General features: G+C 51.5%; 12 protein-coding genes. 7 read left to right on the top strand and 5 right to left on the bottom strand.

Annotation, left to right across the window (positions count from 1 at the left end; all coding sequences use genetic code 11):
* Nucleotides 1–140 precede the first annotated feature (140 nt).
* The gene (locus CCUR_RS02155; RefSeq protein ID WP_012802845.1) at nucleotides 141–878 is read left to right on the top strand and encodes a MerR family transcriptional regulator; all 738 of its coding nucleotides are present in this window, start codon (nucleotides 141–143) and stop codon (nucleotides 876–878) included.
* A 12-nt stretch (nucleotides 879–890) separates the two neighbouring features.
* On the opposite strand, the gene CCUR_RS02160 is transcribed toward CCUR_RS02155, so the two are convergent.
* Both CCUR_RS02160 and CCUR_RS02165 read right to left on the bottom strand, forming a co-directional pair.
* The gene (locus tag CCUR_RS02160; protein ID WP_245526103.1) at nucleotides 891–1,787 is read right to left on the bottom strand and encodes an alpha/beta fold hydrolase; all 897 of its coding nucleotides are present in this window, start codon (nucleotides 1,785–1,787) and stop codon (nucleotides 891–893) included.
* A 26-nt stretch (nucleotides 1,788–1,813) separates the two neighbouring features.
* Nucleotides 1,814–2,398: a TetR/AcrR family transcriptional regulator gene (locus tag CCUR_RS02165; protein ID WP_012802847.1), complete on the bottom strand. Its 585-nt coding sequence runs from the start codon at nucleotides 2,396–2,398 to the stop codon at nucleotides 1,814–1,816.
* Between the two features lie 237 nt (nucleotides 2,399–2,635).
* Here CCUR_RS02165 and leuC point away from each other — a divergent pair, with 237 nt between their 5' ends.
* The 3 genes from leuC to leuB all read left to right on the top strand — a co-directional run bounded on the left by leuC (nucleotide 2,636) and on the right by leuB (nucleotide 5,662).
* Entirely contained in the window at nucleotides 2,636–3,907 is a 1,272-nt protein-coding gene (gene leuC / locus CCUR_RS02170; protein ID WP_012802848.1) for a 3-isopropylmalate dehydratase large subunit, read from the top strand.
* 70 nt (nucleotides 3,908–3,977) lie between these two features.
* Complete coding sequence (locus tag CCUR_RS02175; RefSeq protein WP_012802849.1) at nucleotides 3,978–4,514, top strand: 3-isopropylmalate dehydratase small subunit; 537 nt, start codon at nucleotides 3,978–3,980, stop codon at nucleotides 4,512–4,514.
* A 20-nt stretch (nucleotides 4,515–4,534) separates the two neighbouring features.
* Complete coding sequence (leuB, locus tag CCUR_RS02180; RefSeq protein WP_012802850.1) at nucleotides 4,535–5,662, top strand: 3-isopropylmalate dehydrogenase; 1,128 nt, start codon at nucleotides 4,535–4,537, stop codon at nucleotides 5,660–5,662.
* A 122-nt stretch (nucleotides 5,663–5,784) separates the two neighbouring features.
* On the opposite strand, the gene CCUR_RS02185 is transcribed toward leuB, so the two are convergent.
* From CCUR_RS02185 to uriH, 3 genes are read right to left on the bottom strand one after another with little or no spacing between them, the layout of a single operon-like run.
* Nucleotides 5,785–6,702: a ribokinase gene (locus tag CCUR_RS02185; RefSeq protein WP_012802851.1), complete on the bottom strand. Its 918-nt coding sequence runs from the start codon at nucleotides 6,700–6,702 to the stop codon at nucleotides 5,785–5,787.
* A 43-nt stretch (nucleotides 6,703–6,745) separates the two neighbouring features.
* A complete protein-coding gene (gene uriT, locus CCUR_RS02190) occupies nucleotides 6,746–8,164 on the bottom strand; it encodes a uridine transporter UriT (RefSeq protein WP_012802852.1) in 1,419 nt (472 codons plus the stop codon).
* A 5-nt stretch (nucleotides 8,165–8,169) separates the two neighbouring features.
* Entirely contained in the window at nucleotides 8,170–9,111 is a 942-nt protein-coding gene (gene uriH, locus CCUR_RS02195; RefSeq protein WP_012802853.1) for a uridine-preferring nucleoside hydrolase UriH, read from the bottom strand.
* A 598-nt stretch (nucleotides 9,112–9,709) separates the two neighbouring features.
* Here uriH and hisS point away from each other — a divergent pair.
* From hisS to thrS, 3 genes are all read left to right on the top strand, one after another.
* Complete coding sequence (gene hisS, locus CCUR_RS02200) at nucleotides 9,710–11,032, top strand: histidine--tRNA ligase (protein ID WP_012802854.1); 1,323 nt, start codon at nucleotides 9,710–9,712, stop codon at nucleotides 11,030–11,032.
* 198 nt (nucleotides 11,033–11,230) lie between these two features.
* Nucleotides 11,231–13,009: an aspartate--tRNA ligase gene (gene aspS / locus CCUR_RS02205; RefSeq protein WP_012802855.1), complete on the top strand. Its 1,779-nt coding sequence runs from the start codon at nucleotides 11,231–11,233 to the stop codon at nucleotides 13,007–13,009.
* Between the two features lie 189 nt (nucleotides 13,010–13,198).
* The gene (thrS, locus tag CCUR_RS02210) at nucleotides 13,199–14,959 is read left to right on the top strand and encodes a threonine--tRNA ligase (RefSeq protein WP_012802856.1); all 1,761 of its coding nucleotides are present in this window, start codon (nucleotides 13,199–13,201) and stop codon (nucleotides 14,957–14,959) included.
* The last annotated feature ends 309 nt before the right edge of the window (nucleotides 14,960–15,268 follow it).

A 15,268-nucleotide genomic window follows, 5' to 3' on the forward strand; every position in this document is an offset into this window, starting at 1 on the left:
CCGATTTCATATTATCGAATGTTGAGATCACGTCAAGTAAAATTTTGCAGAGAAAGCCGCATCGAATATTAAATTCTCTATTGACCTTAACGTAGCGTTATAGCGTATACCTATTTTCGGAAAGGAAAGAGACGTTGCATATGGGCTACTCGATCAAGGAAGTTGCAGACATTGCGAAGGTGTCCGTCCGGACACTTCATCACTATGATCACATAGGTCTGCTTTCGCCGCGTAAGCTTGCCAATGGGTACCGCTCGTATGACGATACGGATCTTAAGATTCTGCAGAGCATCCTTTTCTATAAATATCTAGGGTTTTCCTTAAAGGAAATCGCCAGGCTCATACAAGATGACAGAGGTAGAGTTGCGGCGCTCGAACGTCAGCTGCATCTGCTTGAGCAGGAGCAACAGCGTATGGAAGAACTAGTGCAAACGCTAAAGAGAAGTATCGAAGAAGAGAAAGGCGAACTTATTATGACCGCAAAAGAAAAATTTAAAGGCTTAACCTGGAGTGATAGCAAAGAATACGAAAACGAGGCACGTGAGCTCTACGGGAATAACATCATCGACGCCGCCATTGCTCGACAGAAAGGCAATGAGGACGTGATGACCGAGGCATTCAATGAGGTGTTTTTCGCATTTGCACACAATTGTGAGGAGGGGATAGCGCCCGATGCTGCGGAGAACATCGCCATCGCGCAGCGTCTTCTAGATGCGCTCAGAACATATTCGTTCGATTGCACGCTTGAGGTATTCGGGCATATTGGCAAGGGTTATGTGGCTGACCCCCGATTCAAGGCGAATATTGATAAGTTCGGGGAAGGTACCGCGCAGTATGCGAGCGACGCCATCGCAGCCTATGTGAAGGTGAGTGCATAAGCCTGATACGTCTTAGATGCTGCTATCGATAAACTGATCGATAGCAGCATTGACGAAGGTGGCGTCATCGACGTTGGAGTTGTGTCCTGCGCCTTCAACCCAGATGATAGGTACTCCGGTGTTTATTGACCACGCTTTGTCGTAAGCGGTAACAAAGCCGGCTTTATCCTGAGTGCCGCATATAATCATCAGGGGGCACGCAATGGTATACGCGCGATCCTGTGCGACGGCGTCTGCTAGTGCCCGGTATCCATCGCCAAGAAGCGCACAAAGTTCGTGTTTGGAATAGCGTTCGAGCTGTTGGAGCATATTGCGTCTGCCATATGGCGTGGTCGAGCAGACATGCGCCATCTGATTGCGTAGAAAGTGGTCTGTTCCCCAGAGTCGGCAGAGGCCTTCCATATGGCGTAGTATGCCAAGCTGCCATTTTTTGTAGTAGCGAAGCTGCATGGGGGATGTATCGATGGCGATAAACGCGCGTGTGCAGCCGGGATACAAATCGATAAAGGCCTGAGCGACGTACCCACCAAGCGATTGACCAGCAATGATAGGGTTGGCTGCGCGGTTCTTTTCAAGAATGGCACCGAGTGCCTCTGCCATACTATCGATTGACAGAGGGTGATTCCATGGACGCGAAAGCCCGTGGGCTGGAGCATCCCAGACGATAAGGTTCCACTTCTGAGCAAAGTGACCAAACTGAAGATTAAACAGAGTATGATCAGCGGAAAGACCTGGTAAAAAGACCATCCATCCCTGCTTTGGGCTAGGAGAAGCGCTAACCCAGTAGTGTATGACACCGCCTTCTGTAGCAAACTGACATTCAGTCATGCCTGCTGCGATGGCAGGTTCAATACCATTGGGGTAAGGCGCACAACAGATATCTTGCAAGCTATCAAGCGTGGTATTCATCGTGCGCCCTCCTTTGCGAATGCCGCTTACCAGCGATTGATAATGGCGTTGAAATCGCGTTCTATTGCATCGACATCAATATTGTCTGTTCGGTATCGCTGCATCACGTATCCTTCTGAAAGTAAGAGAAAATCGTTGTAGATATCCATTGCACAAAGCCCTTCGCGCAGCCCTGTATCTTTCAAATGTGACAGGCTGTTTGCTGCTATCGAAAGTGCTTCGTCGACCTGCTTTTCTATAGCAGCTTTAACACTTGGTTCTTCTTCGTAATAAGCGCGTGTTGCGAATGCGAAAAGGCGTGGATGGGAACGCATGACGGTGCATTTTGCCGAAGTGGCTCGCCGAAGGATTTCAAACAGATTGTCACTCGCGAATACATCTGCGTCTTTGATCGAGCACTTCAATGCGTCTAAAGCGATTTCCCAGAGAAAGAGATAGAGTCCAAGTTTATTTTTGAAGTAATGGAAAAGCAGGGGTTTCGATACACCGCCTGCGCTGGCAACTTCCGACATAGGAGCCTTGCTATAGGGATAACTTGAGAACGTTTCAAATCCAGCATTAATTATCGCGTTGCGTCGAGTGGAAGGTAGTGCGAAGAATCGTTCGTTCATGCAAGTTTCCTTCGTTGACCGTATGGGTTAATTGAGGGCATCGTATCCCCATTGACCGAATAGTGGAAGGGGGTGCGGAGACTGAACTAAGGCAAAGGGTGCGAGACGTGCACATGCTGTGTGTTTCGGCGGAGGCAGGAATCGCCGCTGCTTTACTGTGCGATAGTGCATGAAAGCAGCCAAATGCAGGAAGAAACTAAGCGAAGGAAGAACCCAAACGCAGGAAGGCGAGGGCACATGACGGCACAACCTATGACGATGGCAGAGAAACTTCTGTCTGCTCATGCTGGTGTCGATAGTGTGCAACCAGGTCAGCTAATTGATTGCGCAGTTGATCTTGTTCTTGCTAATGACATAACGGCACCCCTTGCTATTCGTGCTTTTCACGAACTCGGCGTCAAAAACGTATTTGATCCCCAAAAGATTGCGCTCGTACCCGACCATTCCACGCCGAATAAAGACATTGCCAGCGCGAAGCTCACTAAAATGATGCGCGATTTTGCTTACGAACAGGAAATTACCCATTATTACGAAGTGGGATGTATGGGAATCGAGCATGCACTTTTACCCGAACAAGGGGTGGTAGGCGCTGGCGATTTAGTTATTGGCGCCGATAGCCATACCTGCACATATGGAGCGCTGGGTGCTTTTTCGACTGGCATGGGATCGACCGATGTCGGCGTGGCATTTGCGACGGGTCGGGCGTGGTTTAAGGTGCCGCAAACCATTCGCATCAACCTAGAGGGGTCTCTTGCGTCTACTGTCACGGCCAAAGATGCAATCTTGCACATTATTGGGCGTATTGGGGTAGATGGTGCCCTATATCAGGCGATGGAATTTCACGGAGGCGCTATTGAGGGGCTATCCATAGAGGGTCGCATGACCATGGCGAATATGGCCATTGAGGCCGGCGGAAAGGCTGGTCTCTTTCCCGTGGATACCACGACGCGGGCGTATTTGGATGCACGCACCGAACGTCCGTATACGGTATACAACCCCGACGAGGGGGCGGTATATGCCCGCACTATCACTATTGATGCCGCTGATATTGTGCCCACCGTGGCTTTTCCGCACCTTCCCAGTAATACGCGTCCTGTTGCTGAAGCGCGTGATGTAGCCATCGATCAAGCAGTTATCGGATCATGCACCAATGGACGTATCGAAGATATGCGTGCCGCTGCGCACGTTTTGAATGGACGCACAGTGCACCCACGGGTGCGTTGCATTGTGATACCCGCCACGCAAGCGGTATTCAAGCAGTGTATTGACGAAGGACTCACCGATATTTTCGTTAATGCTCATTGTGTTGTATCTACACCAACGTGTGGCCCCTGTTTGGGCGGCCATATGGGCGTGCTTGCCCCGGGAGAGCGCGCGATTGCTACAACGAATCGCAACTTTATTGGACGTATGGGCGACACAACAAGTGAAGTCTATCTTGCTTCGCCGGCTGTTGCGGCAGCGAGTGCGGTTGCTGGTCATATTGCGCTTCCTGACGACTTAGATTAACGAGCTAGCAAACTAGAGTAGGTCAAGGCAAGTCAGTACGTAAAGGCAGCCAGTAAGCGAAGGAGAGAACATGAGGTTTAAAGGTACGGCGCATACATTTGGACGCGATATCGATACCGATGTCATCATTCCAGCGCGCTACCTCAACAATCCCAATCCACAAGAGCTTGCAAAGCACGCGATGGAGGATGCCGACCCAACGTTCGTAGATACCGTGCAATCGGGCGATATTCTGGTTGCGCAAGAAAACTTTGGGTGCGGTTCATCTCGTGAGCATGCACCGGTTGCCCTGAAGGCTGCCGGCATCGATTGTGTAGTGGCCAAGAGCTTTGCACGTATCTTTTATCGCAATAGTATTAACACGGGTTTAGCTATTATGGAATGCCCAGAGGCTGCAGAAGTTATTAAAGAGGGCGATGTTGTTTCCATTGATGCTGATACCGGTTTGATTGTTGACGAGACTACCAAAAAGCACTTTATGGCTCAGCCATTTCCGACATTTATTAGGGATATTATTGAAGATGGCGGATTGGTAGAACACACGAAGCGCGAACTCACGCACACGAACAATGTTGCCGGCGGCCAGCGCAATTGCGGTGGAGAATAAGAGAAAGCTGGAGAAGGCTTATGGCACGGACAAGTTATACGATCTGTCTGCTTCCAGGTGATGGCATTGGCGTCGAGATTATGGATGCAGCTGCCGGTGTCCTTGATGCGATTTCAAAGGCATCTGGCATACGCTTTGTGTTCGATCGTCAGCTGTTGGGAGGCTGCGCTATTGATGAGGTGGGCGACCCGTATCCACCTGCCACGCACCGTGCTGCGCATGAAGCCGATGCCGTTTTGCTGGGTGCAGTCGGTGGCCCCAAATGGGATTCCACTGATCCCTGTGCACCGCGGCCTGAAGCAGGTTTGCTTGCTATTCGCAAAGACCTTGGTCTGTTCGCAAATATGCGTCCTGTACGAGTGCAACCTGATCTTGTCGGATCTTCCCCCTTACGTCCTGAGGTCATCCAAGGAGTTGATCTGATCATCGTGCGTGAACTGACGGGGGGCTTGTACTTTGGAGCGCGTGAGCGCACGTACGACGAAGATGGGGCCGGTGCTAACGGTGAGCCAGGCCAGCATGCAATCGACACGCTTGACTATCGGGAATATGAAATTGAGCGTATTGTGCGTCGCGCATTTGAGGTAGCGCTTCGCCGACATCGGCGTCTTGTGTCAGTTGATAAAGCGAATGTACTTGAGACAAGTCGCCTTTGGCGTGAAGTTGTCCACCGCATTGCTCGCGAGTATCCGCAGGTAGAATGCAGCGACATGCTCGTTGATAATGCAGCTATGCAGCTGATTCGCGATCCACGTCAGTTTGACGTTATCGTGACGGAAAATACGTTTGGCGATATTCTTTCCGATGAAGCAAGCATGCTTTCTGGGTCGCTTGGCCTGCTTGCCAGTGCCAGTTTGGGTGAGCGTGCCGCTCTGTTTGAGCCCAGCCACGGTAGTGCGCCTGATATTGCGGGGCAAGACATTGCCAATCCCATCGCTCAGGTACTTTCGGTGGAAATGATGTTGCGCTATGCCTTTGGATTGCAGCGCGAAGCGGCTGCTGTCGCTTCGGCGGTTGATAGCGTGCTGGCTGCTGGCTGGCGCACGCGTGATCTCGCAGAAGCCGATACCCCTGATGACCGAATTGTTGGTTGCGCGCAAATGGGTAGTCTTATTGCTCATGTGACGCATCAGGCGTTAGTCGAATAGCTGATTGGGCCACGTTGGGTAGCTGCTCGCGCACTAATAAAGTTTTGACCCGTGCCAGCTAGATAAAACTCAACAAAGAGCAACTGGATAAAGGGTAGCTAAACCCAACGAGATAAAAGCCACTAGACAAAGCATTGCGGACGCGGCACGTCTTCTAAGTAGGGAATAGATTGCTGTGCCCCTACGGTAGTGGTAGTCAGCGCCGAGGCGTTCGTCGCGAGTTCCATCGCCTCGTCAAGCGAACATGCCCGTGTGTGGGCGGCAACCATGGCGCCAATATAGGTGTCACCAGCGCAGGTGGTGTCAACTGCGTTTACCGTAGGCGGAATTGATACCAGCGTTTGGCCAGATGATTGCAGTATTGAACCGCGCTCTCCTAAGGTGATGATTGCCGTTTCAACTCCACGATCGCAGAAAAGCTGTAGGGCACGTCGGCAGGCATTTTCGTCGGCTGGGTAGATACCTGTTAACAGCTCGCATTCTGTTTCGTTGACAACAAGCATATCAATCGAGTGATAAATCTCAGCGGGGAGCTCGCAGGCAGGGGCGGGATTAATAACGGTGTATAAGTCCTTTTCATGAGCATAGCGCAGCGCACCAAGTGTTTCGTCAAAGTCGCATTCCAACTGAGTCAGGAATATATCTTCCGGCTGCGCGAGTTCTTCGATGGCACACGCAGCATCGTGTGCGGTGGGGCAGAGATTGGCACCAGCACCTAAGATGATGCGGTTATCACCTTTGCAGCGGATGATAACCGCCACTCCTGTGGCTACGTTTTCACAGCGAGTGACATATTCGCAGCCGACACCAGTTTCCGCGAGAGATGCAATCAGATGGTCGCCAAAGAGGTCGCCTCCAACAGCGCCAACCATATGAACTTCGGCTCCCATTTTTGCGGCGGCAACGGCTTGGTTTGCTCCTTTGCCGCCCGCATTAACGATGAAGTTGCGACCAAACATGGTCTCACCTTCAAGTGGTAATCGGTCGCTTTCAATGGATAGATCCATATTCAAGCTGCCAAAAACAATAACCTTGCGCATCCTCGCTCCTTTTAGCTGCTTGTCAACTTTTACAAGCGTATTGCTAGCTGCGATCGGCGTCTTCTGGACGCGGGATCAAAAACGAAGCAAGCAGGGCAAACACTAAAATAACGGCACCGGTGATAAGGGACGAAGCATAGCCGGCTGCCACATCGCCCCCGATATTAACGGCACCCATTACGGCATACAGAACAACAAAGCTCAGTCCTGCACCTAAGTTAAATGCGCCAGCGTTCATACCAGGTAAATAACCGGGATTGTCCTTCGGTGAAAGCATAATTCCCAAGCCGTTGAGCATGATATTTGCGGTACCGGCATAGCTGATACCAAGAACAACTGAAATGGCTACCAATAGGGGAATGCTTGGGCTCTGAGCAATAAAGACACCAAACAGAATGCCCGCGATGCTTACCACCAAGCCGCAGCGCAGCACTGCATGGTAGCCGAACTTGCTCGCGAGCATGCCAGTAATCGGTCCAAACACCAGGCCAAGCAGCGCATAGGGGGTCAAGGTGGCAAACGACACGACATCAGCGCCCATGCCGCTCCATAAGGTGGTGTCTTGTGCGATTGCCGGGACAACACCGTTCATCACAGCGAACACACCGGTCATGGTAAGTAAGGTCGTCAAGAGTAAACCCCAGGTACGACGTTGCTTCATGTAGATGGTCGATACCATGGGAGCTGGGTTGCGTTTCTCAAGATTCCAGAACGCAATAAACGCGATCACAGCCACTACGATAAAGCCCACAACCAGCGGAACACTCATGGCTGCAAGCTTTTGAATTTCATTGATGGCAAGGTAGGTTGCCAAAAAGGCAATACCAAGAGAAAAGACGCCAGCCCAGTCCATCTTGGGAGTATCATCTGCGGTACTTTCGCGGGTAAAGGCAAGCACCAGTACAACAGCTACAATCGCGACGAGCGCCATGGCTAAAAAGACCGAACGGAAGCCAAAGTTTCCCGCGAGCCAACCGCCGAGAATTGCGTCAACGCCAGCGATGCCACCATTAACGGAAGTCAGAATTGCCATAAGGCGAGTATAGCGCGCGGTATCAGTTACTTCTTCGTGCAGCATAATTAAGCACATTGGTACAACAGGCCCTGATACACCCTGCAGTACACGTCCAATCATCAGAATATTGACGTCGGGAGCTATGGCCGAAATAAGGCAGCCAACGCCGGTGAGTGCAAGCATGCTGCCCAGTACCTTGCGCCGTCCAATAAGGTCAGCTAAGCGGGGAAGAAACAGCGAAAACAGGGCAGCTGCCGTAAAGAATACGGTCTGTGTCAGACCGATGGCTGCTTCGGTGGTTGCAAGTTCGTTTTGCATAGTGACGAGCGCTGGCGAAAGCATCGATGCATTAAGTTGGAAAGCAAAGATAGCAACAAGCAGCGAGGTCATAAGAACTACGATGCGTGGTGCATTTCCTGATTGAATGGGGGTGTTTACCTGTGACATGGCGATTAGCCTATCCTCTCGATGGCATCGACAATAAGATCCCAAAAACGGTCAAAATCAAGATTAACTGCCACTTGGGTATGGCAGACATCAGCAGCAGGTTCTGGCCCGCGTAAATCGGCGACGGTCATACCAAGCGTCAAGGTACTGTGTATCTCAACATCAAGGGGGCAGCGCCGACAGGTGATAACCTGCGGATCAATTAAATACGCTATCGTACAGGGGTCATGGACGGGCGGGTCAACAAAGTCCTGATTGTTCTGATAGGTTAGACGGAAGAAATCCATTAAACCGCTGACGAACTGCGCAAGATCAGTGCCGGTGGCTTCTATACGCTTCTGCACGGCAGGGGTACAGAGGGCTTGATGGGTTAGATCAAGGCCGACCATCGTCACCTTCCACGGTTCGTTGAATACGATATGTGCCGCTTCCGGGTCAACCTTAATGTTGAATTCGGCCACGGCACTCCAGTTGCCCACGTGATAGCCGCCACCCATCAACACGACTTCTTTCACGCGTTCGACAATGCGAGGTTCAAGACGGGCAGCAAGGGCAATGTTGGTCAGTGGGCCGGTGGGCACCAGGGTGATGGTGCCGGGTTCGTGTGCCATGATGGTCTCAATAAGATAATTGACCGCATGTTTTTGTTCGAGCGGACGTGAAGGGGAGGGTAACTCAACACCGTCTAAGCCTGTTTCGCCATGAATAGAGGCAGCCACTTCTTGAGGGCGGATAAGAGGGCGCGCACAGCCGGCGTAAACAGGAACATTAAGGGCATGTGCTTTTTCGAGCACGGCGCGTGCATTGTACGTTACTTTGTCGAGGCTTTGGTTACCGCCGACGGTGGTAACCCCCAGAAGGTCGATCGCAGGGTTGCCAACTGCAAGCAGAATGGCAACAGCGTCATCATGCCCTGGATCGCAATCGAGAATAATCTTTCGTGCCATGCTGATCCCTCCGCTATGAGACGAGATAAACCGTGTTCATTCTAGCAGTAAGACGGGCATTCTGGGTGCTACGCGCTGAGAGCAGACGAGAACAAACACCGCGTTTTACCGAGACGCTACAGGGACTTTACAAAGGTGGTTTCCAAAGATGGCTCTGGTATTTGATGTTTACTAAGCAAAGACGCTCCGATATCTAATATGTCCATTGAATAGAGACGCTCTGGTATTGCAGTGTCCGTTGAACGAAGATGTCTGGTTTTAATTGCTCGTCGAACAGAGGTGATCCTACTTATTGGACAGGGTGAGTCGGTTGTACTTGTTTGTGGAAGGCGTGCGCATCCAGGTACGGTACGGTGCATTTGTTAGAATCGAGCGGATGTAGAGTTAACTGCAAGAGTGTGGAATCGACCGCAGCCAAGCGAAGCGCTTATTTGCATAAGCGAATGTAACGCTTCCTGCAGAGGAGCAGAGCACGTGTTGGTATAGCGCAGTAGAAGGCGCCTGCAAATGTATAAAACACTGGCTGCAAACGTATGGAACGTTCACTGCGTTGTCCTCACACGATAGATGAGCAGACGGATGGAAGAGGAAGCAATCCATGGCGATTCAACGACCCAAAGGAACCGAAGATCTGTTGGCAGGCAAAGCGATCTTCTATCGGCATTTTGTTGATACGGCCTTTGAGGTATTTGGTCGGTACGGATATGTACCCATTGAGGTTCCTACCTTCGAGCAGACCGACCTGTTCGTGCGCGGATTGGGCACGGCAACTGATGTTGTGTCAAAAGAGATGTTTACGGCGATATCAGGCGAGAATCTCAAGAGTTTGTTGGCGGGTGAAACGGTTAAACCAGAGAGTCGTTTTTCACTGCGACCTGAAGGGACAGCTGGTGTCGTTCGTGCGGTTGCGCAGAATAACCTTGTTGCGCAGGGCTCTGCTCCCGTCAAGCTTATGTACGCAGGGCCAATGTTTCGCGCTGAACGCCCGCAGAAGGGTCGTCTTCGTGAATTTCACCAGGTAGGTATTGAATGTCTGGGGGCAAGCGCGCCTTCTGTCGATGCCGAGGGCATTATTATGCTCATGCGTTTTTATGAACGCATTGGTATCCCGCGTGAAAACATGCGCCTGCTTCTGAATTCCATGGGGGATCACACCTGTCGTCCCGCGTATCGCGAAGCAGTTCGTACCTACATTATGGATCACGCGAGCGAGATGTGTGATGAGTGCGTGCGTCGTGCGGACATCAATCCGCTTCGTTCGTTTGATTGTAAAAACCCCGATTGTCAGCGCGTTATGGCCAACGCACCGATCATCAGCGATTGGCTGTGCGACGATTGCAAGAGCCATTACAACCAGGTTAAAGCATATCTTGATGCGGCGGGTATCGAGTACGTTGAGGACCCTTCGCTGGTGCGCGGGCTCGACTATTACACGCGCACCGTGTTTGAGATTCAAGTAGTTGATGGCATGGGATCGCAAAGTGCAATTGGCGGTGGCGGTCGCTACGATGGCCTTATGGAAGAAATTGGTGGCAAATCGTGCCCCGGTTTTGGGTTTGCTCTCGGTTTTGAGCGGTGTGTGCTGGCGCTTACGGCAGCTGGTGTGTCGGTGGCTAATAATCCAACGTGCACCCTCTTTATTGCTTGTGTTGATGATGCGGCACGTTCACAGGGTTTCATACTTGCGCAGACCTGCCGCGATGCAGGTGTAGCAGTTGAAATCGATCATCAAAGTCGCAGCCTGAAAAGTCAGTTCAAGCTTGCTGATAAGCTTGGTGCAGTCTATGTGGCGGTGCTTGGTCCCGACGAAGTGGCTGCTGGTGTTGCAAAGGTACGAGATATGGCTTCCCATGAAGAGCAGCCCGTTTCCTTTGCTGAGGTGGCTCACTTCGTTTCGCATGGTGGTGTGGAGACCAAGTAAGTATTTATTTCAGAAGGCGGCATGAAGGCCACATGAGCCGTTCACTTCGGATGGCGAGAGGGCGTCTCCTGCGCTACAATAACCCAGTTTGGAATACAAACGTTACACGGCAAATTCCGCGAGGTCGTGCCAGTGGGGAAACCTGCCGGTTGCTGATATTGCGGCGACGATACAAAGGTAAGGACAGGAACGCGCATCATGACCGACTACTTGAACGAGCATTGCATGCATACCCGCACGTGCGGCGAGCTGCGTTTGGCCGACGAGGGAACCGAGGTTACCTTAACTGGCTGGGTGTGGCACAATCGCGATCACGGTGGGCTGATTTTTGTCGATCTGCGTGACCGTACGGGCTATACCCAATGTGTGTTCGACCCTGATTGCGTTACTGAAGAAGAGTTTCATGCTGCCGAACATCTCGGCCGTGAATATGTGATTGAGGTTACTGGTACGGTACGTGCCCGTGGCGAAGGCTCAGTAAATCCTCAGATGGCTACTGGCGAAATCGAAGTTCTTGCCCGTTCGCTTCAGGTGCTCAATACGTCGGTTACGCCGCCCTTTGCTATTGAAGACGGCATCGAGACCGACGAGACCACCCGTATGAAGTGGCGCTATATGGACCTGCGTCGCCCTGAGATGTTCAATGCACTTAAGCTGCGTCATACGGTGGCTCAGGCCATGCGTGCTGCCCTGAATAAGCGCGGGTTTATCGAGGTGGAAACACCCATTTTGGCAAACTCCACACCCGAGGGTGCGCGCGACTATCTGGTGCCGTCTCGGCCGAATCCCGGACGCTTCTACGCTCTGCCGCAGAGTCCGCAGCAGTTCAAGCAGATGCTTATGGTGGGTGGCATCGAACGTTACTATCAGATTGCTCGCTGTTTCCGCGATGAAGACCTGCGCGCCGACCGTCAACCAGAGTTTACTCAGGTTGATATCGAAATGAGCTTCGTGAGTGAATCCGACGTTATGGATCTCATGGAAGGCGTATTCCAGGAAGTGCTTGAAGCCGCCGGTGTCGAGCATTCGTTCCCGCTTGAGCGTATGCCGTGGAAAGAGGCTATGGATCGCTTTGGCTGCGACCGTCCTGACGTGCGTTTCGGCATGGAATTGGTGGATCTTACCGACATTGTGGCCAACTGCGGATTTAAGGTGTTTGCGGGGGCTGCTGCTTCTGGCAACATCGTGAAGGCTATTAATGCAAAGGGCGCCGGCGACTGGAGCCGCGGCGATATCGAAAAACTTGCCGAGGTAGCTGCTGCCAATGGGGCACAGGGTATGGCTTGGATTGCGTATACAAGTGACGGCAAGGAAAAAAGCCCCATTATTAAGTTCCTTGGCGAAGAAGTGCACAACCAGATTAAGACGGCAATGAATGTCGAACCGGGCGATCTGGTGCTGTTTGCTGCCGACACGTTTGCCGTTGCTAATGCGGTGCTTGCTGCCCTGCGCTTGCATATGGCTGACCTGCTTCATATTGAACGGCCAGGACATCGCCTGCTATGGATCGTTGACTTTCCTATGTTTAAGTACGATGACGAAGCCAAGAAGTATGCGGCCGAGCATCATCCGTTTACGATGATTCCTCAATCCGATTGGGTAAAAATCGAAACCGATCCGCTTGCCTGTGGTAGTTACAGCTATGACATCGTTATGGATGGCTTTGAGATGGGCGGTGGCTCTATCCGTATTCACGATGCCGAGCTGCAAAAGCGTGTATTGCGTCGGTGTGGCGTGGCAGACGAAGATATGGAAGTCAAATTTGGTCACCTGATCCATGCGCTTGAGCTTGGCGCTCCGCCACATGGGGGTATTGCGCTTGGCCTCGACCGACTGGTTATGCTGCTGACAGACAAGAGTTCTATCCGCGATGTTATTGCTTTCCCGAAGACATCGAGTGCGGCCGATCCTATGACGGGCGCCCCCGGCCAGGTAACAGCACGTCAGCTCAAAGAAGCGGGATTGCGCATCCTGTAACGGCAACAGTAAGGGTAACGGGAACGATAACGGTAAACGCAACGGTAAAACAGTGCGTGCTGATGTGTGGCTGTGGGGTTGTGACGACTGTCAGTGTCATACATAAGTGCCAGTTAGCGGAATACCGCGGCAATTAAGCAACAGCGTAATTAAATTGCCGATGACGAAAGATTGATAAGAGAGGTAGCCATGAAGGTTCTCTATAACGACGGACACATCGATGAATGTCCCGAAGACGAAGAGCTCCACGTTCTGCGTCATTCGGCTGCACATATTTTGGCGCAGGCCGTTAAGCGTTTATATCCTGAGGCTCGATTTGGCTACGGACCAGCGAACGACAATGGGTTTTACTACGACATCGATCTTGGCGATGCGAAAATTTCAGAGGACGATCTGCCCACTATCGAAGCTGAGATAAAAAAGATCGTTAAAGAGAATCTCAAGTTTACCGTCTTCGAGTTGCCGCGCGAAGAAGCGGTAAAGTTCATGACTGAACGGGGCGAAAGCTACAAGGCAGAGCATATTGGTGATTTGCCTGAAGATACGCGCTTGACGTTTTACCAGCAGGGCGAATACGTTGACATGTGCGTTGGACCACACATCACCTATACTAAGGCGCTCAAAGCATTCAAGTTAACAAATGTTTCGGGTGCCTATTGGAAGGGCGATGCCGCTAATAAAATGCTGACGCGTATCGGCGGCGTGGCATTTCGCACCAAAGAAGAATTAGTGCATCATGAAGAGCTGCTTGCCGAAGCGGAAAAACGTGATCACCGCAAGATCGGCCGCGAAATGGAACTCTTTATGATGGCCGATGAAGGCCCGGGCTTTCCGTTCTGGCTGCCTAATGGTATGCGTCTGAAAAATGCACTTACCCAGTATTGGATGGAAATGCAAGAGGCATACGGCTATGAACAGGTCGATACTCCTATTATCTTGTCGCGCAAGCTGTGGGAAACCTCAGGTCACTGGGACCATTACAAAGAAAATATGTACACGACCGTCATCGATGATGAAGACTACGCTGTTAAGCCGATGAACTGTCCAGGTGCCTGCCTGATTTATAAAAGTAAGCCGCGCAGCTACCGCGATCTGCCGCTGAAGTTGGCTGAGGCGGGCAAAGATCATCGTCATGAACTGAAGGGCGCTTTACATGGCTTGTTCCGCGTGCGTGCTTTTACGCAGGACGATGCCCATCTGTTTATTCGTCCCGATCAGATTACCGAACAGGTAACCGATACCGCACATCTGATTACGGCGTATTACGAACAGTTTGGTTTTCCGTATCGAGTTGAGCTTTCTACCCGCCCTGATGATTCCATGGGATCCGATGAAGATTGGGCTCTTGCTGAAGAGGGTTTGCGCCAGGCGCTTGAGGCCATGGGTGTCGATTACACCTTAAACGAAGGCGATGGCGCGTTCTACGGTCCAAAAATCGACTTCCATCTGCAGGATTGCCTTGGTCGTACTTGGCAGTGCGGCACCATTCAGCTCGATTTTCAGCTGCCGCAAAACTTTGAGTTGGAATACACCGATTCGGATGGCTCAAAGAAGCGACCAATCCTGATTCATCGTGCGGGCTTTGGTTCGTTTGAACGCTTTATTGGTATGCTGACCGAACAGTACGCAGGCAAATTCCCCACATGGCTTTCTCCTTTGCAGGTAAAGGTGTTGCCGGTTTCGGAAAAACACCGCGAATACTCTCGTCAGATTGCTGATAAGCTGCGTCAAGCTGGTGTACGCGTGAAGGTTGACGAGCGCGACGAGAAAATTGGTTACAAGATCCGCGAAGCACGTAGTGTCGATCGGGTGCCCTACATGCTTATTCTGGGTGAAGTGGAAGAAGAAGCGGGTAACATTTCAGTGCGCGACCGGTCAAACGAAACCGTGCAGCGCAGCCTCGATGACTTTATCACTGACATCCAAGCCGAGATTTCCGAAAGGCGCTGACGTTTTAACATCCAAGCCGAGGTTTTAAGCGACGCGAAGTTTTAAGCGACGCAATAATCCTCAAGCGGTAATGTTTTGACAGTACTCAGGTGTGGCTCATAGGCTGCACCTGAGTATTTTATTTGTACAAGTTTCCAAGAATTATTCCTGGCGTGTATGTGCCAGATTTATCTCGTACTAGCACAAACTCTGGCACCGGTGTCAGTGCTGGTACCAGCGTCAGTACCAATACCAGCACCAACATCAACAGTCCGTTGAGCTGCTCTCTTTGGTGGGTGATGCTACCTATTGGGACTGCGATAGTAACGG

This window comes from Cryptobacterium curtum DSM 15641, from assembly GCF_000023845.1.
Lineage (GTDB): Bacteria > Actinomycetota > Coriobacteriia > Coriobacteriales > Eggerthellaceae > Cryptobacterium > Cryptobacterium curtum.